Origin of the sequence: Gottfriedia luciferensis (assembly GCF_001712755.1) — a bacterium.
GTDB classification, from domain to species: domain Bacteria; phylum Bacillota; class Bacilli; order Bacillales; family Bacillaceae_G; genus Gottfriedia; species Gottfriedia luciferensis_B.
Map to the genome: position 1 here is coordinate 106,927 of NZ_MDKC01000007.1, position 23,631 is coordinate 130,557.

The window sequence follows — 23,631 nt, forward strand, 5'->3', positions numbered from 1 at the left end:
TTTTAATTCAATTTTAGTAAGTATAAATTGGCAGCGATGATGAGTACTCGCCGTAGTTGCCAATTTTAGTAATAAAGTATAAATGCCACGCTTTTGACTTCGCCTAAAAGGCCGTCAGTCGACAAGGTTTCTTTTTAATACACTATTTTGGTAGTTAGGTGAAAACTTATTTTAATATAACGATTTAGAAATAATTTCACTAGTTTTCAACAATAACGGTATATGTTGTTCCATTGATTTTTTATTCCAGCGAAAAAGAGGGCCTGAAATGGCTATGGCACCAATAACTTTACCTTTTGCACCGAATACAGGAGCAGATAATGCAGCTACATTCTCTGTAAGTTCTTCTTCATTAGTTGAGTAACCAGTTTTTACGATTGTTTCTAATTTCGCTTGAAGTATGTTTCTTTCTTCCTCGGATAGGAAACTTAATATTTGAGCTTTTATATCTTCACTTAGAAACGCTAAAATTACTCGTCCACTTGAACCTAGTTGAAGTGGTATTTTATTCCCAACTCCCGCTCTTCTGCTTATTTCCTGTTTACTTTCGTGTTCTACAACACATATCCGATCCATTCCCGTTAACATATATAAGCCTACAGTTTCCTCAGTTTCGTCCCGTAACTTCATTAAATGTGGATCAATTAAAGAAATAATAGGCACATCAGAAATTACTTTATTTGCATAATCAATAAATACCGTACCGAGTGAATATTTTTTAGAATTGAGATCCTGATAAACCATTCCCTCCAACTTTAAAGTCGTAAGTAGTCTATGAGTGATTGGAGGTGAAATATTAAGGTTTTCGCTGATATCTTTTATTCCTTGTGGCCCGTATGTTTCATTTAAATAGTTAATAATTTTTATTGCGCGTTGAACTGTTGACGAAATCTTTGAATTCATAAATATGTTCCCCCAAGCCAATTCCATTCCGATTTAGTTAATAAATACATTATATCATACTAATATAATTGGCCATACAGAGGTAAGGCGATAGTAGAATTGATCGATTTTAATTACCAAAAATATGAAGCAATTTCCAGTAAAAATTAATTGACCCTTAAGAAAATTATCTTTATATTCATAATAAAGGAATCTAAATTCCGATATTATGAATTAGTTAGTAAAGTTAGTATTGTAGGAAATGAAATAACAGATATTGCTTAATATTGGAATAGGTTTCCTAGATACGGGAAAACTTCCTTTACAATATGGAAATCAACGTCCGAATTTAATACATTATCAGAATTTTAAAACGAGTTATCGAGTTATTTTCTTTAGTGAAAAATTAATTCCATTCCCATGTAAAAGAAATCGAAAATAGAAGGTGTAAGAATAGGCAAAGAAGTGGTGTTAATGATGGAGAAGAATACATCTAATCGAACATGGACTGTAGTCTTTGTTACATGTTTTTTAAGTCTCTTGGTTGATGGTATGGACTTACAAATGCTTTCAATAACGATGCCAAGTTTGATGAAAGAGTTCAATATTGGAGCAGTGGATGCGGGACTAATTGCTACATGGTCTTTAGTAGGTATGGCAATTGGTGGAATTACTGGGGGATGGCTATCTGATCGTTTAGGCCGAGTAAGAATGGTTGCTTGGATGATGGTTCTATTCTCTGTCGGAACAGCGTTACTAGGGTTTGCTCAAACCTACGAACAATTTATTATTATTCGGCTTATTTCTGCCATCGGAATAGGAGCGGAATATACAATATGTACGATGTTGATGGCAGAATACGTACCTACAAAAAAGAGAACGACAATTCTAGGATCCTTACAAGCGGCTTATTCAGTTGGATATTTAGTGTCAGCATTATTAGCAGGCTCAATTTTACCTCAATACGGATGGAGACCACTTTACTTTATTGCGATTATACCTGTCGTATTGGCCGTTTACATTGGATTTAGGATTCCAGAGCCTAAAGGATGGACAGATAAAATACAAAAATTTCAAGAATCAAAGAAAAATGAATGGCTGGCAATCTTTAAAGATTCAAAAACAAGATCAATTTTTATATTATGGGTTATTACTGCAACCTTCTTGCAATTTGCCTATTACGGAGTAGGTACTTGGCTTCCTACATATATAGTAACTGATTTAGGTTTTGATTTTAAAAAGATGACAGGATACATTGTTGGAACTTATTTAGCAGCAATTTTAGGAAAAATCATTACAGGTTGGCTGGCAGACCGTTTTGGACGCCGCACAATGTTTATCATTGGAGGAGTGTCTACAGCAATTGTTTTACCAGTCGTTTATCTTTATCATTCACCGACTAATATTATTGTTTTACTTACAATATTAGGGTTTTTCTATGGAATGCCTTATGCAGTTAATGCAACATATATGAGCGAAAGTTTCCCTACTTCTATTCGCGGTACAGCGGTTGGAGGTTCCTATAATATTGGTAGAGTTGGGTCAGCAATCGCACCTTATGTTATTGGCATCATTGCAGAATCTCAGTCAATCGGATTCGGCTTAGCTACATTAGGAATTGCTTATATCATATCTGCACTTATTCCAGCATTGTTCATCCGAGAAAAAATGTATGATCCATTTGAAAATTAAAAAAACATAAATCAAAAAGAGAGCGCAAACAGTGTGCGTATTATATAAAATTCAAAAGCTGAAAAGCATTTATTGAAATTGAAAACCTCATTCTATTGATCAATAAGAGTACCTTGTAAGACGGTATATAAAAAGTAAAAAACAATTTGTAAAGAAGGAATTTGAAATGATGAATTTTTCACTAACGGAAGAGCAAGAATCAGTAAGAAAAATGGTACGTAAATTTGTTGATCGCGAAATTATTCCTTCTATTCAAGAATGGGATGAAAAAGGGCATTTTGAAAGAGGAATCTTGAAACGATTATCTAATTTAGAGTTAATGGGAGTTGGTATTCCGGAGAAATATGGCGGTGTCGGAATGGATTACAATACACTAGCGATTGTTTGTGACGAGTTAGAACGAGGTGATACTGCATTCAGGACAGCCTTATCAGTTCATACTGGCTTGAACAGTATGACTATATTACAGTGGGGCAATGAATCTCAAAAAGAAAAGTATCTAGTACCACAAGCGCGTGGTCAAAAGATCGGTGCATTTGGTTTAACAGAACCAAATACTGGATCGGATGTTGCTGCATTACAAACAACAGCGAGACGAGAAGGAAATAAATATGTTTTAAATGGCTATAAGACATGGATTTCGCTTTGTGATGTAGCCGATCATTTCTTAATTTTTGCAAAAACGGATAATGATAAGAACCATCATGGCATTAGCTGTTTCATAGTTGAACGAACGTTCCCGGGATTAACGACAAAAGCAATCAAAGGAAATTTAGGTATTCGAGCAGGGAATACTGGAGAAGTGTTTCTAGAAGAAGTTCATGTACCGGCTGAAAATTTATTAGGCGAAGAGGGTGAAGGCTTAAAAATTGCAATGTCTGCTTTAGATCATGGCAGTTTTACTGTAGCAGCTGGTGCTTGTGGATTAATTAATGCTTGCTTAGAAGAAAGTATTAAATATTGTCATGAACTTAAAACATTTGGGAAAGAAATAGGAAAACCTCAATTAGTACAGCAAATGATTGCCAAGATGTCTGCAAATCTAGAAATCTCTCGTCAAATAGTCTATCGAGCAGGTTCGTTAAAAAATGAAGGGGAACAAAATACCCATGAAACATCGATTGCAAAATGGTTTGCATGTGATGCTGCGATTGAAGCAGCGAATGATGCGATTCAAATACACAGAGCATACGAATATTCGAATGAGTATTCGGTAGAAAGATTTCTAAGAAATGCAAAAGCACCTGATATATACGAGGCCACAAGAGAAATTCACACAATTACGGAAGCTGAATATACTTTAGGTTATCGTGAAGATAAACCAATTAGTAAAAAGCTTCCATCATGGCCATTTGTCGAGAGTTTAGAAACTAGTAAATAAATAATATTTTTTGTATCTTAAGATGTGAAAAAAGAACAGACTTGAAAAAGAAATCTTCATGTCTGTTCTTTTTTTTGCTTTCCTCTATGTTAATTATTTTCTACTTAATAATAGCACTAAAGTTGAATAAATCAGCTTTTTAAAAATTTATGTGGATTTTGATCATAGTTTGAAAAAACAGTAGTTTCAAAATGAGTGAAAGAATAAAAAACAGTTACGATGAGCAGCAGGCTAGAAATAATAATTACTGGAAAGAATGATGATAGTAGTTTTGGGAATCGCTGACTTAAAAACATAGTAGAACAAAATATGGCCGAACAAGTTAATAATAATAAACAAATTAATAATAAAGCATGTGCTTCTGATATTGAAATCATAACGACGATCATGCTCCCCATCATACCGGCCATCATGCCAGTAAAGATCCCCTCAAGTAATGCAAGGAAATGTAATCGAAAGCCGATACATAATCCGATGAATGCAGATAAGCCCATCGAAATGAGTAAAGAATTGAAAAATTGTTGGTGATTTGAAAGTGTAATGAGCACACCTATTGTTAAACCAGTAGTCATACTGATCATCATCATATACATCATTTGATGCATCTGGTCATTTTTTGTTGGTTTGAGGTGGATCGAAATGATTGTGATAAAGAGCATAATGCTAATACATACCCAACTGGTGAACATATATGATACCCCCTAACTTTTCGCTTTATATCATCATATGGACAACTAAAAATAAATAGAATAAAAAATTGACACCTATACCCCCTATGAGTATATAATAATGGAGAGGTGATAAAAAATGGAAAATTGCCATGATGACCAAATGGTTCCAAGAAGTGAAGACGAAATTAATGATTTAATGAAGCGTCTTCGTAGAATAGAGGGCCAAGTAAGAGGAATTCAAAAAATGGTCGAAGAGGACCGATATTGTATAGATATTTTGACCCAAATTATGGCAGTTGAAGCTGCTATGAAAAAGGTAAGTTTTTCATTAATTGAAAGACATGCGAATCATTGCATGGTTAAGGCAGTTAAAGAAAATAATGGCGAAGAATCCGTAAACGAATTAATGGAGGTTATTAAGCGTTACGTAAAGTAAAGGGGGTTGATTAGAATGAATAATGCAAAGCAGTTAACCCTTGGTATAGAGGGTATGACCTGCGCCGCATGTGCAACCCGAATCGAAAAAAGCTTAAATCGAATGGATGGCTTGAATGCGAATGTGAATCTGGCATTAGAAAAAGCTACTATTGTCTATGATAACGGACAATATCAAACTTCTGATTTAATAGAAAAAATCCATTCGATTGGCTACGAGGTTGCAGTTGAAAAAATTACGTTAAATATTGAAGGAATGACATGTGCTGCTTGTTCAGCTCGAATTGAAAAAGTAATAGGGAAAATGGATGGAGTTGTTCAAATCAATGTTAATCTAGCTATGAATATAGCAACGATTTCATATTTACCTGAAGTACGTTCACTTCAATCGATAATCGATAAAATTAGTCATATCGGTTATGCAGCAGCTATAAAAGAAGAAAATGCAGTGAAAGAAAAAGATACAACAAAAAACAAACAGATTCAATTGATGATTTCAATCTTACTTTCACTTCCACTATTGTATTCGATGGTATCTCATCTTCCATTTAGTTCAAATATTTGGATGCCTCATTTATTAATGAATCCATGGTTTCAATTATTGTTTGCAACTCCTGTTCAGTTTATTATAGGTTGGCATTTTTATGTAGGAGCTTTTAAAGCAATACGAAATTATAGTGCAAATATGGATGTGCTCGTCGTACTCGGAACTTCGGCAGCTTATTTTTATAGCTTAGCTGAGTCGATTAAGACAATAAATAATAGCTCGTATATGCCACATCTTTATTTTGAGACAAGTGCAGTATTAATAACATTAGTCTTACTTGGAAAATATTTTGAGCATATCGCGAAAGGGAAAACGACTGAAGCAATTTCAAAACTAATGGAATTACAAGCTAAGGAAGCAATTGTTTTAGAAAATGGAAATGAAGTTTATGTACCATTGGAAGCTGTAAAAGTTGGAGATCTACTACTTGTTAAACCAGGTGAGAAAATTCCAGTGGATGGTGTTATTGTTTCGGGAGTATCTACAGTTGATGAATCAATGATTACAGGTGAGTCTTTACCAGTTGATAAAAAGACTGATGATAAAGTTGTTGGAGCAACAGTTAATGGAAATGGTATTTTAACAATACGAGCTGAAAAGGTTGGTAAGGATACCGCATTAGCAAATATTGTGAAAATAGTTGAAGAGGCACAAGGTTCAAAAGCTCCAATTCAAAGATTAGCTGATCGAATTTCGAATATATTTGTTCCAATTGTAATTGGCATAGCCATATTGACCTTTATCATTTGGTTTTTTGTAGTCGATCCACAAAATTTACCTAAGTCAATTGAAGTAGCAATAGCTGTTTTAGTCATAGCATGTCCTTGTGCTTTAGGGCTTGCTACACCAACTTCGATTATGGTTGGAAGTGGAAAAGGTGCGGAAAATGGGATTTTATATAAAGGCGGAGAATTTTTAGAAACTACACAAAAAATTAATACAATCATTCTTGATAAAACAGGAACTGTTACAAAAGGAAAGCCTGAAGTAACAGATATCATTAATTTAAATCATCGGGATGATTTATTGAAGCTTGTTGCAAGTGTAGAGAAAATGTCAGAGCATCCTTTAGCACAAGCAATTGTTCAATACGCTCTTCAACAGGAATTGCAACTAACGGATCTTACAGAGTTTATTGCTATACCTGGACATGGTGTAGAAGCCTTGATTGAAAATAAAAAGGTATATATCGGTACTCGAAGGTTAATGAATGAAAAGAATATCGATTTTTCTCCAATTGAAGAACAATTAATCGTATTTGAATCTGCAGGGAAAACAGGAATGTTAGTAGCAATTGACGACAAGCTAGAAGGAATTATTGCTGTAGCCGATACAATTAAAGAATCTTCAAGAAATGCGATTAAAGCATTAAAGGATCTAAAAATACAAGTTTTTATGGTAACCGGTGATAATAAACACACAGCAAAAGCGATTGCAGATCAAGTTGGGATTGAAAATGTATTTGCTGAAGTTCTACCAGAGAAAAAAGCAGATATAGTAGCTGAACTACAAAAACAAGGGAAAATTGTTGCGATGGTTGGAGATGGGATTAATGATGCACCAGCTCTTGCGAAAGCTGATATTGGGATGGCAATTGGTACTGGTGCAGATGTAGCGATTGAAACAGCGGATGTTACGCTAGTAGGTGGCGACTTATCACATATTCCGAAAGCTATTAGCTTAAGTAAGAAAACAATGAATAATATTCGCCAAAATTTATTTTGGGCGCTATTTTATAACAGTTTAGGTATACCGATTGCAGCTTTAGGGCTGTTGCAGCCTTGGATTGCAGGTGCTGCCATGGCATTTAGCTCTGTATCGGTTGTCATAAATGCATTACGATTAAAACGCATAAAAATTTAGGAGGATTTAGAAAATGGAAACAATTTTAAAAGTAGAAGGTATGACATGTGGACACTGCAAAGCTGCAGTTATGAAAGCTGTAGAAGGAGTGTCTGGTACAAATAATATAATCGTAAGTTTGGAAAATAAAGAAGTAACTTTCAATACTTCAAACGCTGAAACAGTTGAGAAAGTGAAAGAGGCTATTGAAGATCAAGGTTACGATATCGTTTAAAAGTGATATCGAACAAATAAAAGGCGAACTATAGGTTCGCTTTTTATTTGGGAAAAATACTATATCGGGGAGAGAATTAGATGAAATACTTATTGTTGATACTTAGTTTTTTTACTGTTATAGGTTTAAGTGGTTGTGAAAGTAAGACACACGTAGGATCAACCCATCAAAATATGAATCATGAAACAAAAGAAAAAAAAGATACTACTCAAGTGAGCTTTTCATTTAATGGTACTCCAGAGAGTAATAATAAAGTAGATTTAAACATACAGGTTAATAGTTTAAAAGGTAAACCAGTTGATCAGTTTGAACTTGAACATGAAAAATTAATGCACCTGATCATTGTAAGTAAGGATTTATCTTTTTTTGACCATTTGCATCCACAATATAAAGGTAAAGGATTATTTACAGTAATACCGAACTTTCCAAATGGGGGTGAGTATAAGTTATTTACTGATTTTATCCCTAAGGGCTCAGATAAAAATGTAAAATCCAAATTAGTAAAGGTAACGGGGCAACCAGCAGGACCAGTATCACTAATACCAGATAAAGTATTAACAAAAGTAATCGATGGAAAAGAAATTACATTAAAATTTGATAAATTAGCGACAGATCAAGAAGTTAAAATGACATATACGATCAAAGATGCTAAAACAAAAAAAGAGATTAATGATTTACAGCCTTATTTAGGTGCAGTTGGTCATGTAGTTGCGATTAGTGGCGACACTAATACATATTTACATGTGCACCCTATGAATGAAAAATCAAGCGGACCTGTTGCGGAATTCATGACGAGTTTTCCAAAAAAGGGATTATATAAAATATGGGGACAGTTTAAGCAAAATGGAAATGTGTTTATCGTACCATTTATAGTAGACGTACCATAAATTAAACAGAAAAAAGCAGGAAACTTTTAAAGTCTTCCTGCTTTTTTATTTAATCGCTTTATAAAATATTCGGCTTAATATCTGCTGGTCGACTATTGGTTTTATTTAAACCATCAGTCTTGCTAGCATCGTTAAGTGATAAGTATTTAGTTTGAGTCTAATTAATTTATAGAGATTTTATATAATTAGCCCTTTCAAAAACTAGTAAATTAGTAGTCTTTGAAAGGGTTTCTTTTTCAACCTAAAACTTTCCGATAGAGTTCCTTAGCAACAGATGGTTCCTTTGTACCGTGAATAATCGCTCGACCGTCTTTAAATAAAACAATGCGATGTTCTTCATAAGTACATGACAATAAATAAGGATTTACAATCAAATCATTTACTATCCCTTGTAATCTATCAGAAAGGTTAGTTAGTGTTGGGATTTTAGGAGATGATACTCTTAATTGAACTGCATCTCTTCCACATAAGACATATGACTTCATATGGTCATCATCTTTTAAAAATGGATAACTTCTTATAGGACCACATGTTTGACAGTTTTTATTTTTTAATTTTTCGATGTTTATATCAGACTTTTCATGCTTCCAAACATCAATCGATTGTAAGATTGGTAAGACTTCATAGTTAGTAAGATATTGCATGGCATAGGTTACTTGGTAGGCAGCAATCATTTGCACAATTGGACTAATTACGCCTACTGTATCGCAAGTCATATTTAAAGTTGGTATATGATTTAATAAACAGTTAAGGCATGGAGTTTTTCCTGGAATAATTGGAAACGACAGGCCATAGCTTCCAACACACGCACCAAAAATAAAAGGAATGCCATGCTTAATTGCTGCGTCATTCACTACCATTCTAGTTTCAAAATTATCTGTTGCATCTAGTATGATTGTTTGACCTTTAATCAGCTCTTCAATATTAAGACTAGTAATATCTTTTATTAAACTAGTTATCGCTACTTCACTATTAATTTGTTGAAGTCGATTTTTAGCTGCAATTACTTTAGGTAGTTTATTTTTAGCATCTTCTTCCGTATAAAGAGATTGCCTTTGTAAATTAGTCCATTCAACGTAATCACGGTCAACAATTGTTATCTTTCCAATTCCGGCTCTTACAAGCATTTCTGCTATTGATGAGCCTAGTGCACCAACACCAATTATAATAGCACTGGCTTTTTGTAAGTGTGATTGACGATCTCTTCCTAAAAATAATTCTTGCTTTGCATAACGGTTTGTCAAGAATTCACCAACCCTGTGATTGGGCTACTAGCTTCACCATATTTTTTTTCTTCAATTCTTCCTGCCTCATAACCAAGCCTTCCCGCTTCAATAGCAAGTTTCATCGCAACTGCCATTTTTACAGGATCTTTTGCGTTAGAAACCGCAGTATTTAAAAGGACTCCATCAGCACCTAGTTCCATTGCAAAAGCTGCATCTTTTGGAGATCCGATTCCGGCATCTACTATAACAGGTACATTGGATTGCTCGATGATAAATTTAAGATTTAATGGATTAATAATTCCTTTTCCGGAACCGATTGGAGATGCACCTGGCATAATCGCATGGACACCAAGTTCTTCTAGTCTTCTTGCAAGCACAACATCATCGGAAGTATAAGGTAATACAATAAATCCTTCGTTTAATAACATTTCTGATGCCTTCAATGTTTCGATTGGATCAGGTAATAATGATTTATCACACCCAATTACTTCTACCTTGATCATATCGCATAAGCCTGACGCTTTTGCCAATCTTGCAATTCTAACTGCCTCTTCAGCAGTTTTTGCACCAGCTGTATTTGGCAATAATTTATATTTCGTTAGATCTAATTGTTCAAGAAAATTTGGTTGAGATTCCTCAAAAATATTCATTCTTCTAACAGCAAAAGTTAGTATCTCGGCTTTCGATACTTCAACAGCTTCTTTCTGGACTTCAAATGAAGGGTATTTTCCTGTTCCTAATAATAATCTTGAATGAAACGTATGATTTCCTACTTTTAACATGATTAGCCACCACCTACAAAATGTATTAATTCTACAGAATCTCCGTTAGAGAGATGAGTTAATGAATACTGTTCCTTATAAATAATTTCTTTATTAACCTCGACAATAACAATTCGGTTTTCTAATTGATATTCATTAAGCAGATCCTGAATTGTATAGGTATTGCTCGAAATATCGATATTCTTTCCATTTAATCTTATTTCCAAATGCATACACCTCCAAAGAGTTAAAATTAACGATTGATTTTAAATGCTTCGATCCAATTACGATTGACTTTCCGCTTAAGAATCAAATCTCGAATTAACTTTCCAGTTGCAGGTGCAAGCAATATTCCATTTCGAAAATGGCCAGTAGCAAATAAGATTTGATCTTCTTCTGGATGAGTTCCAATAAAGGGATTATAATCGAGAGTTCGCGGACGTAATCCTGCCCAAAATGAATCAATTTTCATGTCTTGAATTTCAGGAAGCATTTTTTTAGCGCTTTGTATTAATGACTCAATCCCCCCTAAGCTAGGTTTCTCATTCCATTCGTTGTCGACCATCGTAGCTCCGATGACAAGGCGACCGTCATTCCTTGGAACAATATATTTTTGTTCATGGAAAAGAGTATGTTTTAATGCAACCTTTTCACTTCTAACCGAGATGCATTCACCTTTAACGGGAATAATTTCGTGATGTAATCCAAGCTGTCCAAACAATGGATTACTCCAAACTCCACTTGCAACTACAATGGTTTTTGCTTCAAGATTGCCATTTGTTGTTTTAATTAAATAATGTGAATCATTTTTTTGAATCTGAAATACATGTGTATATTCAAAAATAGATGCACCTAAAATTTGAGCACCTTTGCAAAATGCGTTACAGACAGAAACAGGCAATACATTCACATCGTCTTCAATATACGCTGCTCCAATTATGTTTGGATGAATGCCAGGTATTTGTTCTTTTAACTCTTCCTCGTTATACCAACGTGCCGAAGTTTGAGTGAGTAGGGGAGTTAATTGTTTTTTTTCTAAATCTGTATAAGCTAGTTTGAAAATACCACCTTTTTTAAGTTCAATATCAATTCCACATAATTCCTTTAATTCTTCTTGAAGGTGAAAATAAGTTAATTGACTGTTTCTAGCAAAAGTAAAAAATGACTCAGAGTGATCCCACTCGGAATGGGCACCAAGCATTCCAGCAGCTGCCTTAGTTGTTTTCTGCCCAACTTGCTGTCCTTCAAGAACTGCGACATTAATGTTTTCTTTGGCTAGATAATAAGCAATGGAACAACCTATTATTCCACCACCAATTACGACAACATCAAATTTCTTGTTCATAAGTAAATTTACACCTTTCAAAATATTGCAAAGCAGCTTCTAGGGGATTTCGGGCAGAAAATATACCAGACATTACAGCAATACCGTCAATGTCGTTCCTTTTTAGAACTTGTATATGTTCAGGTAATATTCCTCCGACCGCATAGATTGGTATAGTTAACGTTTTTTTCATTTCTGGAATTAGTTCAATTCCATTAGGGGTTAATCCATTTTTACACTCTGTTTCAAAACAATGACCGTACATAATATAGTCAGCTTGATCATTTTCTGCCTGTATTGCTTCAGTAAGTGTGTGAACTGATTTTCCTACTCGTAAATTAGGAAAATATTCTTTTACATCAACAAGTGGAAGACCATGTCCTGGCAAGTGAATATTTGTTAGGTTAGAGAAAATAGCTATATCTAATCGATCATTTAAAACAATTTTTTTCATATCTACTTTGTTCATTTTTAGTAGATTTAAGAGTGATATTAGCTCGATTGCCTTTTTCGATTTTTCGCGAATATGTACATAATCAACTGCATCGATTATTTGAATTATTTTTGTAGCAAGTACTTCCACTGTGTGCTGATCATCTGTAATTGCAATAAGTTCCATGTCCCAGCCACTTTCATTATCAAAATTTTTTCAACAAAAAAACCACTTCCCTAAAAAAAGAAAGTGGTTACATTGCACGCGAAAAAAGTATAAAATGCGCCACTTTCCTACGCAGGTACTAGCCTGTTCAGGTTTTGAGGGTTTAAAAGTAACTACTTTATTCTCAGCCCTTATCAAGGGATCCCCTAGTGATGAATATGTATGAAAATTAATCTTAGCATAGCATATAAAAAATAATATTCAATACTAAATTTATTTTTACTAGTCCAATTTATTACCAGAAATTGGGCTTGAAGTATAGTGAAATCAAGTGTTTTTAGTGGAATATAAAAACTAATAATTTTTTTAATTTGGAATTTCTGTAAAAATTTAGGGAAATAAAAACATTTACATTTTAAATTTGTGGGTTTATATTTAGGTGGAACAATTTAATCGATTGACTAGGGGTGTCCAATTAGTTGGGCTGAGAGAGAAACGCGATTTTAGTTTCTTAACCCTCAGGACCTGATCTGGTTCATACCAGCGTGGGGAAGTTAGAAATTTCTCATTAATGATTACATAATTGTTAATGTAGTTTTACTAACATTTTGCCGGGTCTTAAATATAAGATTCCGGCTTTTTTCATGCTTTAAATGGATTGGATTTCGTCCTTTTTAAACTAATTAAAAAGGGGAATGAAATCAAATGAACAATTCTGTAAATGAAATGAATTTTTCCATCATGTCTAGTTTTTCAGGGAGTAAGAAGGTGTATGTTGAAGGATCTAGACCTGACATTAAGGTGCCAATGCGTGAGATTCAATTAAGACCTACAACTGGCACTTTTGGCGAAGAAGAAAATGCTCCAGTTAGAGTATACGACACTAGCGGACCTTACACAGATTCAGCTAGCTCAGTTGATATTCGAATGGGACTTAAGGCGATTAGACAAAACTGGGTAATCGAACGAAATGATGTTGAAGAGTATGAAGGGCGTGAAATTAAGCCTGAAGATAATGGATATAGAAAAGAGTCAGATCAACATAATGTTGAGGTATTTAAAGGGTTAAAAAGAAAACCATTACGTGCAAAAGATAATGGAAATATTACTCAAATGCATTATGCTCGTAAAGGGATTATTACACCTGAAATGGAATTTATTGCGATTCGAGAGAATGTTTCAGCTGAATTTGTTCGCGATGAAGTTGCAAAAGGAAGGGCTGTCATTCCATCGAATATTAATCACCCTGAAAGTGAACCAATGATCATCGGTCGTAATTTTCATGTAAAAATAAACGCCAATATAGGTAATTCAGCGGTTACGTCTTCAATCGAAGAAGAAGTAGAAAAAATGACATGGGCTACTCGCTGGGGTGCGGATACGATGATGGATCTTTCAACTGGTAAGAATATTCATACAACACGTGAATGGATTATCCGAAATTCTCCAGTACCAGTAGGGACAGTTCCGATTTATCAGGCGCTTGAAAAGGTTAATGGAATTGCGGAAGACTTAAGCTGGGAAGTGTTTCGAGATACTCTAATTGAGCAAGCGGAACAAGGGGTAGACTATTTTACAATTCACGCTGGTGTATTATTACGTTATATCCCATTAACGGCAAAACGAGTGACAGGAATTGTATCTCGTGGTGGCTCTATTTTGGCTCAGTGGTGTTTAGCTCATCATAAAGAGAATTTTTTATATACTCATTTTGAAGAAATTTGTGAAATTATGAAGCGTTATGACGTAACATTCTCTTTAGGAGATGGACTGAGACCAGGTTCAATCGCCGATGCAAATGACGAAGCACAGTTTGCTGAGTTAGAAACTCTAGGTGAGTTAACGAAAATTGCATGGAAACACGATGTTCAAGTTATGATTGAAGGACCGGGACATGTACCAATGCACTTAATTAAAGAGAATATGGATAAACAATTAGAAATTTGTCAGGAAGCGCCATTTTATACATTAGGACCGTTAACGACTGATATTGCGCCTGGATACGATCACATTACATCAGCGATCGGTGCAGCAATGATTGGTTGGTTTGGTACTGCAATGCTTTGTTATGTAACTCCGAAAGAGCATTTAGGTCTTCCGAATAAAGAAGATGTAAGAGTAGGTGTTATTACATACAAAATAGCAGCGCATGCAGCTGACTTAGCAAAAGGCCACCCTGGTGCACAAAAAAGAGATGATGCACTTTCAAAAGCAAGATTTGAATTTAGATGGCGTGATCAGTTTAATCTTTCACTTGATCCGGAAAGAGCAATTGAATATCACGACGAAACATTACCTGCTGAAGGAGCTAAAACAGCGCATTTTTGTTCAATGTGTGGTCCAAAATTCTGTAGTATGAGAATCTCTCAAGATATTCGAGATATAGTAAAACAAGAAGAACTTCAGAATGATTCAATCATTGAAGAAGGAATGCAAGAAAAAGCACTTGAATTTAGAAAACAAGGCGGAGAAATCTATCAATAAGGGTGTGAGCCTTATATGAATAGGGTAGAAGAAATCATAAAAGAAATAAAGAATTTGGAAAGAAATATGAATCAGTTGAAAATTGAACTGAGCACAATTCAAAAAAACTGTGTACACGATTTCCAGAAGAAAGATACGATACAAGAATGCCTTAAATGCAATTTAATTGAAAGTTTAAGCTGGTAATAGGAATTAACAATGAAAAAACAAACCTCAAAACAAAGAGGTTTGTTTTTTTACTCGAGAATTAATGTTCCGACAAACTATTGATTGAAACTTCTTCCTCCCGATCTGGTTGACCAAGCGGATAGATTCTAGCAGTTTCATTTGTTTCATCAACATGTTGAATGTAAATTGGTACTCCATTATACGTCACATTTGCCATTTCAGGTGAAGAAGCAATCTCTTGAGCGCGTTGTTTATTCATAGTGAACCTCCTCTTAATTAAAAATAGAAACCTAACATATTATTAACCGTGGGGTGATTTGGTATTCATTTAAAATTTTTCTTAAAAAGCATGCCGCATTATAAAGACTTACGCTCTTAAATTTGAGAGAAGGTCTTTTTTTTATTGTTTTTTAAGAGAAATGCTGAAGGTAAAGAAATGAAGTAAAAGGGAATAGGAAGAATCAAGCAAAGAGGCCTTATATACAAATATTACCATTGAAAATGATTATCATTACTGCTACGATTGTAAACGGTAATTGATAATGATAACTATTTTCAATAAAATGCAAAGGAGGTGGAATTTATCGAGGATAATCAATTTTGAGAATTAAATATCAATTTTAAAAAAACACATGATATTAGTGAGAATTTAGAATTTCTTACTATAAAGAATTGGAGAACTTATTTAAATGGAATTATTCATTCAGCAACTAAAAAATAATGCTTTTCAATGTTTATTTACTTTAATGCGAATTCTATTTGGAATTGGTTGGTTATTTGCTGGGGTTACGAAAATTACTGAGAAGCGTTGGTATAGTGAACCTGGGACTTTTATTAAAACCTATTTTATTTTGGCCATTGAAAAGCCAAATGTCCCTGAGTTTTATAAATATTTCATTCAACATTTTGCAATGAAGCATTACTTATTTTTTAATTACACGATTCCTGTAGTTCAAATTTTAATTGGCATTCTATTAATAATGGGTTTATTCATTCTTCCTTCTGTATTATTTTGTCTATTTATGCATATTAATTTCATTCTTTCAGGTAATATGAACTTAATAAGTTTAACCTTATATACAAGCGCTTTTGGAATTTTACTTTCTTTAAATCGAGTTTACGTGTTAAGTTTAGATCGTTACCTTGGAATAGAAAAACTGTTCGTCTTAAAAAGTTCAGTACATATCAATACAATTCATTCAAAGCAAGCTCAGGCTTCTTAATATATAATAAAAAAACTCCTGTTAAAATTTAACAGGAGTTTTATAGTTTTTAAAGATTACCAGTGATGTCCATATCCATATCCGTCATATCCAGACCAGCAAGCTGCTCCAACAATGATTAATAAAATAAATAGAACAACGATTAAAGCAAAACCGTTAAGATGGTGACCGTGATGTCCAGTACTCATACATGTGACCTCCTTCATACGATATTTAAGGGAAACTCCCTTAGGGTCATGTAACTAATTGAAAATTACAATTAGGAGAGGTGGATAATGTATCGTATGTTTTTTTGCCAACTATGAAACTAGTCTATAATGTAATTAGGCTTATACCTAGACGTAAGTTTTAATAAATGAATTATTTTTCCTTAGGAAGTGAAATTGCAGTTTCAACTACATAACCATTTTGAAACTTCACAGCAATTGTACCTAAATAAGTGTCAGTAGGCTGAAGTGTTTCGGTACAAGTAAAATAACGAATATGTACAACTTCTTTCGTATCTTTACTAATCTTTTGACAAGCAAGTAAATTACTTAGTCGTTTTAATGCAATCTCTCTTTTCACTCCAATAAGATCTTTTTTAATAAATGATTCATAATAATTTTTTAATGGGAACATTTTAACAGCTCCTGTTCTTCGAAAATAAAATTTCCTAAGTCGTATCATATCATAAAGTAAATCTGTTTTTGTAAAGTTTGTTGTTGTGGATATTTATCATTATTCTAGATTGTTGTGGAAAATATGTAACTAACAAAAAAATCCCACTATAGGTTACTATAGTGGGATTTGCTTACTTATGCAGTTCGATTTGAATCCTTATCAAACTTATTTTTACCGTTTAGTTTAGAATTTTTATATCCGTATGTGCTATAAATTACTAAACCGATTACTAACCAAACTACGAAACCTTTCCAAGTAAATGATGAAAGTTGTAGCATTAAATATACACAGAATACAACAGCTAATACTGGTACTACAGGTACCCAAGGAGTTTTGAATCCACGCTTTAAGTCTGGACGAGTTTTTCTTAATACTAGAACACCAAGAGAAACAGCAGAGAAAGCGAATAGCGTACCAATATTTGTTAATTCAGCTAATTTGTTTAATGGAATTAAGCCAGCGAATAAAGCAACTAGTCCGCCAGTTACCCAAGTGCTTGTTACAGGAACTGCAGTTTTCTTGTTAACTTTTGATAATTTACCTGGTAATAAACCGTCTTTACTGATTGCATAGAATAGACGAGTTTGTCCAAACATCATTACGATTAATACAGTTGTAATACCGATGATTGCGCCAAGTGAAATGAAACCAGCAGCCCAATCTTGGTGAATAAATGCTAGTGCAAAAGCAACAGGGTCTTTAACACCTAATTGATCAAACGGAACGATACCAGTAAGAATTAATGAAACGACAATATATAAGATTGTACAAATTGTTAAAGCTGAGATAATACCGATTGGTAAGTTACGTTGAGGGTTTTTAACTTCCTCAGCTGCAGTTGATACTGCATCAAATCCAAAGTAAGCAAATACTACTACTGCAGCACCAGCTGTTACCCCATGGAATCCCATTGGCATAAATGGAGTCCAGTTATGCGGTTGAACGTACCAAACACCAACAACGATGAAAAGTGCTACTACTGCTAATTTTACAATTACCATGATCGTGTTAAGTTTTGCAGATTCTCTAACACCTCTAGTAAGAATGAACGTTACAAGTAAAACAATAATTACTGCTGGTAAATCAATAAAAGTATGTTTAGATGGATCAAATGCACTTGTTAAAGCTGTTGGAAGGTTTACTCCAAAACCATGTAATAAACTTTGGAAATATCCAGACCATCCACTTGCTACTGCTGAAGATGCAAGTCCATACTCTAGTACCATATCCCAACCTAATATCCAAGCAATAACTTCACCAAAAGCAACATAACTATAAGTGTAAGCACTACCAGCCTCTGGAATCATAGAAGCAAATTCAGAGTAACAAAGTGCGGCGAATGTACAAGCTAAACCTGCGATAATAAATGAAAGAACAAGTGCTGGACCTGCATAATCAGCTGCTGCTACACCAGTTAAAACGAATATACCTGTACCGATGATGGCACCGATACCTAACATTGTAAGATCAAACGCCCCTAGAACTTGTTTAAGTGAACTAGGTGAACTACCTGAAACGGATTTTTTTCGAAATAAATTCATATGAGCCTCCTCTAATCCTATTTTATTAGTTTTTTAATCTTCTATTTAGAAAGTTTATTATTTTCTAATTTTACCTTAAAAAATAGAAAATTCTGACAATTAGCTGCGAAGTAATTTAATATATTGTCTTGTTTAAGTGATTTTTATAATATCATACTTATAAAAATATTCAAAGAATTTTTCGACTTTTTTTTCAGTTTTTTTTAAAATGTGTAGTAAATTCGACATATTACTGAGTACCTATTTATTCAGTTAAAATGAACTAAATGGCGCTTGTACCATAAGTAACAACGATTCTCTAGAAACTTCATATTTCTTATGGTTGAAATTGTAATCAAACTAAATAATTAAATTTTTATGTTTTTTCTTCAAAAATAAAATAAACCTCCTTAATAGAGGTTTATTTTTGGGTCTTTTTTATCATTTAATGTTCTTTTAAGTGACTTAATGATACTTCTTTATCATTTTGTGGCTGATCAAGAGGATAAATTCTTGCTGTACCCTCATTTTTATTAACATGCTGAATATAAACTGGTACTCCATCGCAAGTTACATTTATCATACCAGGTGCAGCTACGATTTCTAATGCTCTTTCAGTGTCCATCATAATACCTCCTTAATTTATTAACCTATTTTATTATTTACATAGTAAAGTTACAGTATTCATGGAAAATAAGAGCTTTTTTAAAGGATTATGTAACATAGGACAGGGAGGAAAATTGTTTTTAGTTTTGCCTGCATTACTTAACTCGTTTCTTTTCTTGTTGTATGATGGCAATGAAAGCGAAAAATAAAATTGAACTACACATAAATAGTAAACAAAGTAAACCAAAAAGTATTTGCATATTCGTACCTCCTTTTTATTATGAGAAAAGCGTAAAGTATGGAACTAGTTTCAGAGCAAGAAAAAGTTTAGAAAAGGTGAGAAAATGTCTAATATTAAAGAAATTGCGAGGATTGCCGGCGTTTCAGTTACAACAGTCTCACGAGTTTTAAATGATGAACCATATGTTAGTGAGGAAAAAAGAAAAGCAGTCTTAAATGCAATTGAGCTAACCAATTATCAACGAAATCAAAATGCAGTCAATTTAAGTAAAGGAAAAACGAATCTAATTGGAGTCGTCATTCCGTTCTCGCAACATCCGTACTTTGGATTGCTAATTGATGGAATTGCTAACGAAGCGATAAAAAATAATTATAAGCTAGTACTATTTCAATCAAATTATGAGGAGAAGAGAGAAATTGAGGCATTAAAGATGCTGCAGCATAAACAAATAGATTCACTCATTATTTGTTCTAGAATTTGTTCAATTGAAATGATTGAGGCTTATAAGCAATATGGACAAATAGTATTATTTGAAGATGCGAGAAACACGGGGGTTTCCTCAACATTTATCGATCAATACAATTGTTTCATGATTGCATTAGAATATTTATATCAAAAAGGACATCGGAAAATCGGTTATAGTATTGGTCGTAGAACGGGTAAGAATAGTAAACAAAGAGAATCTGCCTATATTGATTTTCATAGTAAATATAATGAATCACTAAATAACGATTTTGTATTCGATAATTGTTACTATTTTGAAGATGGTGAAAGAATCATCCAGCTTTTATTAAATTTAAAAGAGAGACCAACAGCTTTGTTAGTAACAAGTGATCAAGTAGCTGCGGGTGTGCAAACTTGCTGTAATGATCATGGGATAGCTATACCTCAAGATTTAGCGATAATAGGGTTTGATAATCAACCAATTGCAAAAGTAATGAAGTTAACAACAGTCGAAATTCCATTAAGGGAAGTGGGTAAGAAACTTTTTATTCAAGCGATTAATTCTGAAGTTACACAAGAAGAAATTGCGTTTAAATTAATCGAACGGCAGACTGTATAATAAAAAAGCTAGTTGGGAACTAGCTTTTTTTCATGTCGTTAAATGGTGAAGTGCAAATAAAAAAGCCGAAGCTGCAAATAAATCATGGGAAGTGCAAATAAAAAAGCACAATCTGCAAATAAATTTGTCAAATCTACAAATAAAATAGAGGTATCTGCAATAAAAATCAGCTTAACTGCAATTAAAGTCTCAAAATATGATGGTATAGAGTAAATGAATCAAAAGAATAGAAGAAATAACAATAAAATGGACTGAGAAACCACTAAAACGAAATGAAATCCACTGGAAACCATATAAATACACAAAAATTTTCAAGGATTAGTCCGAATATTTTTCAAAAAAAGTTAATCAATAAAGTTTGTGACCGAACTTTTCCCTAAGTTTATAACTCCAAAGTAAAACCTATTTAGAAACTAGATTTAAATAGACTGATTCCATAAGGATGACTGATCTCTAACAACTTCCATAAATTTTCTAGCAGCACTGGATTGCCATTTGTTTTTATGCCAAGACATGATTGTAGATACACTTCCTAAATTTGTATCCCAATTTATGACTTTTAGTTTTTGTTGCTGCATTTCATTTTGAACTGCCACGAGTGGGAGTATGGATATACCAAGTCCACACATAACACATTGTTTAATTGCCTCAACACTCCAAAATTCCATTCCAGACTCAGTTGCGATACCCTTACTTCTTAGAAATGCTTCAAAATAATCACGATAACTGCCTTGTTCTGTGAGAATTATATTTTCATTCGTATTTAGTGTAAACGATGAAAGTGTTCTAGAGTCAGAAGTTGGAGGTAACAAAATGACAAGTGGTTCTTCAATTAGTGTTTCCGTATACAAATCTGAATCCGTTAATGGAGCCTGTAGGAAGAAACCAATATCCAGATCACCTCGACGTAATTCTTCTTGTAATTCCCAACAAGAACCAGATTTCATCATAATATTTACTTTCGGATTTTGTGATCGAAAGGCTTGAATAATTTGTGGAAGACGATAGATCGTTAAAGATTCAGGGGCTCCAATTCTTAACGTGGTTACCTCTTCATTTTCCATGTGAAATACATCTTTTGCTTTTGTATAGAGCTGAATCATTTCGATAGCGTGAACTAAAAAGTTCTCACCGACCTCAGTCAGATGTACCTTTTTACCTAATCGGTCAAATAAAGGTACTCCTAATTCCTGTTCAAGTGCTTGTATATGTGAAGTAACTGTAGATTGTGCATATCCGAGATGGACCGCAGCTCTAGAGAACCCGCCCATATCGACTATTGACTTAAACGTAATTAAATGACGGATTTCCATAATAGCCTCCTAAGTATCGGATTTTCCGATGGTTTATATCATAACTATTCATTTTACCAATGTTAGATTGGTTCATATAATTAAATTATACGAGATGACAATTTGTTTCAATAACTATTGGAGGGATATGAATGAGGAATCGAAAAATTGGTTTTCTATTGCTTAGCGGATTAATGATTGGACCTATTTTAGGTTCGGGAATTATCATTTTACCACCTGCAGTGTATGAAACTGCTGGTAATTATGCTATTTTTGCTTGGGTTCTTATGCTTGGCTTAAGTTTAATATTTGCACTATTGTTTGGTAAGTTAAGTTTGTTGATTCCAGGAGATTCTGGAGTGCCATTGGCAGTTGAACGTGCATTTGGTACACAAATAAAAAACCTTTCAGCTATTTTCTTTTTACTTGCAGTTTGTTTTGGACCAATTGCAGTTACAGGTACGGCAGGACATTACTTACAACTATTGACGAATCAAAGCTTCTTCAATGAAAAGTGGCTAGCTTTAGGAATACTATGTTTTGTTTATATCATTTTAACTAGAAGCATTGCCGATGTTGGAAAATTTGCCTTTTTTATGTCTAGTTTCATTGTAGTGACACTTATAGTTGGCAGTATTCATACATTATTTACAGTTGATGGGAGTTTTACTTTATCTAAACCAATTACTATTTCTGATTTTGGAGAAAGCTTACTTTTGTTATTTTGGGCTTTAATCGGGTGGGAGGTCATCGGTAGCTATTCTTTAGAAGTAAAAACTCCAGAACGAACAATTCCTAGGGCAGTAGTCTTAAGTTTCACGATTATAGCAATAGTCAGTTTAATAGTTGCATTTGCCTTCCAGTGGATTCATTCTAAAAATGGAAATATGATGAATCAATCATTAGCACCGTTACTTCAGAGCTTATTTGGAAGTTGGGCAACTCCTATTATTTCATCAATTACAATTGCACTATGTATTAGTACAGTTCTCCTAGTAATAGGAGCAGTATCAAGGCTAATCGCCGATCAAGCCAAAAACGGTTTATTACCTTCATGGCTTTCTTTTAAAAATAAAAATAATGTCGCAACTCGATCATTATTTAGTTTGTTTTGCATTCATATAATTGTATTTATTCTTTATTTTAATGACTTACTAAGCATTCAAACACTTGTAGCAATTGCAAATGCATTCTTCTTATGCAACGCTTTACTAGGAGTATTGGCATGTTTTCGATTATTTGATTCCGTATTTTTCAAAATCAGTTCATTTATTCTAGCAATTTGCTTTTTAGGAATTCTTTTATTTTCTTCACCAATCATTTTACTATTGATCATATTAGTTTCAGTGTACTTTATTTGGCTACAAAAAAGAGATTCAAAACAACATGAAAAAATTCTACAAGTTGGAAATGAATAACGGATTAGAAAGGAAACTTCTATTAAAAGAAGTTTCTTTTTTTGAAACTAACTTTTTTATATTAATTACCTATACTGAATATTTATTATTATTTTTTTAAAATGATATTTACTATAGTTTCACACCTTTTTTTTCATATTGGTAAAAGATGAAGATTTTGTAATTGGCCTTTTTAGTGCGGAAGAAGGGTTTATTATTATTTTAGAATTATATATTATTTTGTAGTTATAAGGTTTATTTATATCAATTTCTGATATAAAGGAAAATGCCTTTATAATTAATATTGTTAAGTATTCTAGTAGCATTGTTAATAGGAGTGTATTACTCTTTGGTGTAAATAAACAATCTGATGATCAAATGAAAAAATCTTATTTTATACAAGTGAAAAAAGGGATTCAATTGTAATTATTAATTAAGCTGAATTTCCGAATCCGTAAGTCTTCTTTCTATATTAATTATAGAATTTAATATT

23 protein-coding genes and 2 riboswitches are annotated in these 23,631 nt (G+C 33.4%); of the genes, 10 read left to right on the plus strand and 13 right to left on the minus strand.

What is annotated here, in order from left to right; genetic code table 11:
- Window positions 1-171 precede the first annotated feature (171 nt).
- On the minus strand, window positions 172-903 hold the full coding sequence (locus BED47_RS08075) for an IclR family transcriptional regulator (RefSeq protein WP_254664566.1): 732 nt from the start codon (window positions 901-903) through the stop codon (window positions 172-174).
- Window positions 904-1,359: 456 nt separating this feature from the next.
- On the opposite strand from BED47_RS08075, the gene BED47_RS08080 reads away from it, so the two are divergent.
- Together BED47_RS08080 and BED47_RS08085 are read left to right on the plus strand one after the other, a co-directional pair.
- Complete coding sequence (locus BED47_RS08080; protein ID WP_091023882.1) at window positions 1,360-2,574, plus strand: MFS transporter; 1,215 nt, start codon at window positions 1,360-1,362, stop codon at window positions 2,572-2,574.
- Window positions 2,575-2,743: 169 nt separating this feature from the next.
- On the plus strand, window positions 2,744-3,955 hold the full coding sequence (locus tag BED47_RS08085; protein WP_069033249.1) for an acyl-CoA dehydrogenase family protein: 1,212 nt from the start codon (window positions 2,744-2,746) through the stop codon (window positions 3,953-3,955).
- Window positions 3,956-4,086: 131 nt separating this feature from the next.
- Here BED47_RS08085 and BED47_RS08090 read toward each other — a convergent pair whose 3' ends face one another.
- Complete coding sequence (locus tag BED47_RS08090; RefSeq protein WP_069033230.1) at window positions 4,087-4,644, minus strand: hypothetical protein; 558 nt, start codon at window positions 4,642-4,644, stop codon at window positions 4,087-4,089.
- Between the two features lie 118 nt (window positions 4,645-4,762).
- Between BED47_RS08090 and BED47_RS08095 the strand changes: the two genes are divergently transcribed.
- The 4 genes from BED47_RS08095 (at window position 4,763) to BED47_RS08110 (ending at window position 8,572) form a co-directional block, all read left to right on the plus strand.
- Window positions 4,763-5,062 (plus strand): metal-sensing transcriptional repressor, encoded by a 300-nt coding sequence (locus BED47_RS08095; protein ID WP_025671826.1) that lies wholly within the window; start codon window positions 4,763-4,765, stop codon window positions 5,060-5,062.
- 15 nt (window positions 5,063-5,077) lie between these two features.
- The gene (locus tag BED47_RS08100; protein WP_069033231.1) at window positions 5,078-7,471 is read left to right on the plus strand and encodes a heavy metal translocating P-type ATPase; all 2,394 of its coding nucleotides are present in this window, start codon (window positions 5,078-5,080) and stop codon (window positions 7,469-7,471) included.
- 13 nt (window positions 7,472-7,484) lie between these two features.
- Window positions 7,485-7,685, plus strand: coding sequence for a cation transporter (locus BED47_RS08105; protein ID WP_069033232.1), 201 nt, complete (start codon window positions 7,485-7,487; stop codon window positions 7,683-7,685).
- An 80-nt stretch (window positions 7,686-7,765) separates the two neighbouring features.
- On the plus strand, window positions 7,766-8,572 hold the full coding sequence (locus BED47_RS08110; protein WP_069033233.1) for a hypothetical protein: 807 nt from the start codon (window positions 7,766-7,768) through the stop codon (window positions 8,570-8,572).
- 236 nt (window positions 8,573-8,808) lie between these two features.
- Here the strand turns inward: BED47_RS08110 and BED47_RS08115 are convergent, their stop codons facing one another.
- The 5 genes from BED47_RS08115 to BED47_RS08135 are packed head-to-tail and all read right to left on the minus strand — an operon-like array spanning window position 8,809 to window position 12,502.
- Complete coding sequence (locus BED47_RS08115) at window positions 8,809-9,816, minus strand: ThiF family adenylyltransferase (RefSeq protein WP_069033234.1); 1,008 nt, start codon at window positions 9,814-9,816, stop codon at window positions 8,809-8,811.
- A complete protein-coding gene (locus BED47_RS08120) occupies window positions 9,813-10,580 on the minus strand; it encodes a thiazole synthase (RefSeq protein WP_069033235.1) in 768 nt (255 codons plus the stop codon). The genes BED47_RS08115 and BED47_RS08120 overlap by 4 nt, the downstream gene beginning before the upstream one ends.
- 2 nt (window positions 10,581-10,582) lie before the next feature.
- Complete coding sequence (thiS, locus tag BED47_RS08125; protein ID WP_069033236.1) at window positions 10,583-10,786, minus strand: sulfur carrier protein ThiS; 204 nt, start codon at window positions 10,784-10,786, stop codon at window positions 10,583-10,585.
- A gap of 26 nt (window positions 10,787-10,812) precedes the next feature.
- The gene (gene thiO, locus BED47_RS08130) at window positions 10,813-11,904 is read right to left on the minus strand and encodes a glycine oxidase ThiO (RefSeq protein ID WP_069033237.1); all 1,092 of its coding nucleotides are present in this window, start codon (window positions 11,902-11,904) and stop codon (window positions 10,813-10,815) included.
- Window positions 11,888-12,502 carry a thiamine phosphate synthase gene (locus BED47_RS08135; RefSeq protein WP_069033238.1) on the minus strand — a complete coding sequence of 205 codons (615 nt, stop codon included), beginning with the start codon at window positions 12,500-12,502 and terminating at the stop codon, window positions 11,888-11,890. Before BED47_RS08135 ends, thiO begins: the two co-directional genes overlap by 17 nt.
- Window positions 12,503-12,589: 87 nt before the next feature.
- Window positions 12,590-12,699, minus strand: a riboswitch (TPP riboswitch).
- A 235-nt stretch (window positions 12,700-12,934) separates the two neighbouring features.
- A riboswitch (TPP riboswitch) is annotated at window positions 12,935-13,050 on the plus strand.
- Window positions 13,051-13,186: 136 nt separating this feature from the next.
- Here BED47_RS08135 and thiC point away from each other — a divergent pair.
- Complete coding sequence (thiC, locus tag BED47_RS08140) at window positions 13,187-14,965, plus strand: phosphomethylpyrimidine synthase ThiC (protein WP_069033239.1); 1,779 nt, start codon at window positions 13,187-13,189, stop codon at window positions 14,963-14,965.
- A 247-nt stretch (window positions 14,966-15,212) separates the two neighbouring features.
- On the opposite strand, the gene BED47_RS08145 is transcribed toward thiC, so the two are convergent.
- Window positions 15,213-15,392: a small acid-soluble spore protein H gene (locus BED47_RS08145; RefSeq protein ID WP_056467551.1), complete on the minus strand. Its 180-nt coding sequence runs from the start codon at window positions 15,390-15,392 to the stop codon at window positions 15,213-15,215.
- 430 nt (window positions 15,393-15,822) lie between these two features.
- Between BED47_RS08145 and BED47_RS08150 the strand changes: the two genes are divergently transcribed.
- A complete protein-coding gene (locus tag BED47_RS08150; RefSeq protein ID WP_069033240.1) occupies window positions 15,823-16,356 on the plus strand; it encodes a DoxX family membrane protein in 534 nt (177 codons plus the stop codon).
- Window positions 16,357-16,412: 56 nt separating this feature from the next.
- On the opposite strand, the gene BED47_RS23175 is transcribed toward BED47_RS08150, so the two are convergent.
- The 4 genes from BED47_RS23175 to BED47_RS08165 form a co-directional block, all read right to left on the minus strand.
- Window positions 16,413-16,544, minus strand: coding sequence for a YjcZ family sporulation protein (locus BED47_RS23175; protein ID WP_088014171.1), 132 nt, complete (start codon window positions 16,542-16,544; stop codon window positions 16,413-16,415).
- A 172-nt stretch (window positions 16,545-16,716) separates the two neighbouring features.
- Entirely contained in the window at window positions 16,717-16,977 is a 261-nt protein-coding gene (locus BED47_RS08155; RefSeq protein WP_056467548.1) for a hypothetical protein, read from the minus strand.
- A 176-nt stretch (window positions 16,978-17,153) separates the two neighbouring features.
- Window positions 17,154-18,560: an amino acid permease gene (locus BED47_RS08160; RefSeq protein WP_069033241.1), complete on the minus strand. Its 1,407-nt coding sequence runs from the start codon at window positions 18,558-18,560 to the stop codon at window positions 17,154-17,156.
- Window positions 18,561-18,984: 424 nt separating this feature from the next.
- Entirely contained in the window at window positions 18,985-19,164 is a 180-nt protein-coding gene (locus BED47_RS08165; protein WP_056471502.1) for an H-type small acid-soluble spore protein, read from the minus strand.
- Between the two features lie 325 nt (window positions 19,165-19,489).
- Here BED47_RS08165 and BED47_RS08170 point away from each other — a divergent pair, with 325 nt between their 5' ends.
- On the plus strand, window positions 19,490-20,449 hold the full coding sequence (locus tag BED47_RS08170) for a LacI family DNA-binding transcriptional regulator (protein WP_069033242.1): 960 nt from the start codon (window positions 19,490-19,492) through the stop codon (window positions 20,447-20,449).
- A 419-nt stretch (window positions 20,450-20,868) separates the two neighbouring features.
- On the opposite strand, the gene BED47_RS08175 is transcribed toward BED47_RS08170, so the two are convergent.
- On the minus strand, window positions 20,869-21,762 hold the full coding sequence (locus BED47_RS08175) for a LysR family transcriptional regulator (protein ID WP_069033243.1): 894 nt from the start codon (window positions 21,760-21,762) through the stop codon (window positions 20,869-20,871).
- Window positions 21,763-21,893: 131 nt separating this feature from the next.
- Between BED47_RS08175 and BED47_RS08180 the strand changes: the two genes are divergently transcribed.
- A complete protein-coding gene (locus BED47_RS08180) occupies window positions 21,894-23,159 on the plus strand; it encodes an APC family permease (RefSeq protein ID WP_069033244.1) in 1,266 nt (421 codons plus the stop codon).
- Window positions 23,160-23,631 lie beyond the last annotated feature (472 nt).

Coding starts and splice junctions, on each gene's coding strand:
- BED47_RS08155 (WP_056467548.1), bottom strand. CDS start 16,977: ATGTTCCCATTAAAAAATTATTATGAATCATTTATTAAAAAAGATCTT.
- BED47_RS23175 (WP_088014171.1), bottom strand. CDS start 16,544: ATGAGTACTGGACATCACGGTCACCATCTTAACGGTTTTGCTTTAATC.
- BED47_RS08085 (WP_069033249.1), top strand. CDS start 2,744: ATGAATTTTTCACTAACGGAAGAGCAAGAATCAGTAAGAAAAATGGTA.
- BED47_RS08095 (WP_025671826.1), top strand. CDS start 4,763: ATGGAAAATTGCCATGATGACCAAATGGTTCCAAGAAGTGAAGACGAA.
- BED47_RS08180 (WP_069033244.1), top strand. CDS start 21,894: ATGAGGAATCGAAAAATTGGTTTTCTATTGCTTAGCGGATTAATGATT.
- BED47_RS08100 (WP_069033231.1), top strand. CDS start 5,078: ATGAATAATGCAAAGCAGTTAACCCTTGGTATAGAGGGTATGACCTGC.
- BED47_RS08170 (WP_069033242.1), top strand. CDS start 19,490: ATGTCTAATATTAAAGAAATTGCGAGGATTGCCGGCGTTTCAGTTACA.
- BED47_RS08135 (WP_069033238.1), bottom strand. CDS start 12,502: ATGGAACTTATTGCAATTACAGATGATCAGCACACAGTGGAAGTACTT.
- BED47_RS08160 (WP_069033241.1), bottom strand. CDS start 18,560: ATGAATTTATTTCGAAAAAAATCCGTTTCAGGTAGTTCACCTAGTTCA.
- BED47_RS08105 (WP_069033232.1), top strand. CDS start 7,485: ATGGAAACAATTTTAAAAGTAGAAGGTATGACATGTGGACACTGCAAA.
- BED47_RS08175 (WP_069033243.1), bottom strand. CDS start 21,762: ATGGAAATCCGTCATTTAATTACGTTTAAGTCAATAGTCGATATGGGC.
- thiC (WP_069033239.1), top strand. CDS start 13,187: ATGAACAATTCTGTAAATGAAATGAATTTTTCCATCATGTCTAGTTTT.
- BED47_RS08145 (WP_056467551.1), bottom strand. CDS start 15,392: ATGAATAAACAACGCGCTCAAGAGATTGCTTCTTCACCTGAAATGGCA.
- BED47_RS08090 (WP_069033230.1), bottom strand. CDS start 4,644: ATGTTCACCAGTTGGGTATGTATTAGCATTATGCTCTTTATCACAATC.
- BED47_RS08080 (WP_091023882.1), top strand. CDS start 1,360: ATGGAGAAGAATACATCTAATCGAACATGGACTGTAGTCTTTGTTACA.
- BED47_RS08165 (WP_056471502.1), bottom strand. CDS start 19,164: ATGGACACTGAAAGAGCATTAGAAATCGTAGCTGCACCTGGTATGATA.
- BED47_RS08120 (WP_069033235.1), bottom strand. CDS start 10,580: ATGTTAAAAGTAGGAAATCATACGTTTCATTCAAGATTATTATTAGGA.
- BED47_RS08075 (WP_254664566.1), bottom strand. CDS start 903: ATGAATTCAAAGATTTCGTCAACAGTTCAACGCGCAATAAAAATTATT.
- BED47_RS08110 (WP_069033233.1), top strand. CDS start 7,766: ATGAAATACTTATTGTTGATACTTAGTTTTTTTACTGTTATAGGTTTA.
- BED47_RS08150 (WP_069033240.1), top strand. CDS start 15,823: ATGGAATTATTCATTCAGCAACTAAAAAATAATGCTTTTCAATGTTTA.
- thiO (WP_069033237.1), bottom strand. CDS start 11,904: ATGAACAAGAAATTTGATGTTGTCGTAATTGGTGGTGGAATAATAGGT.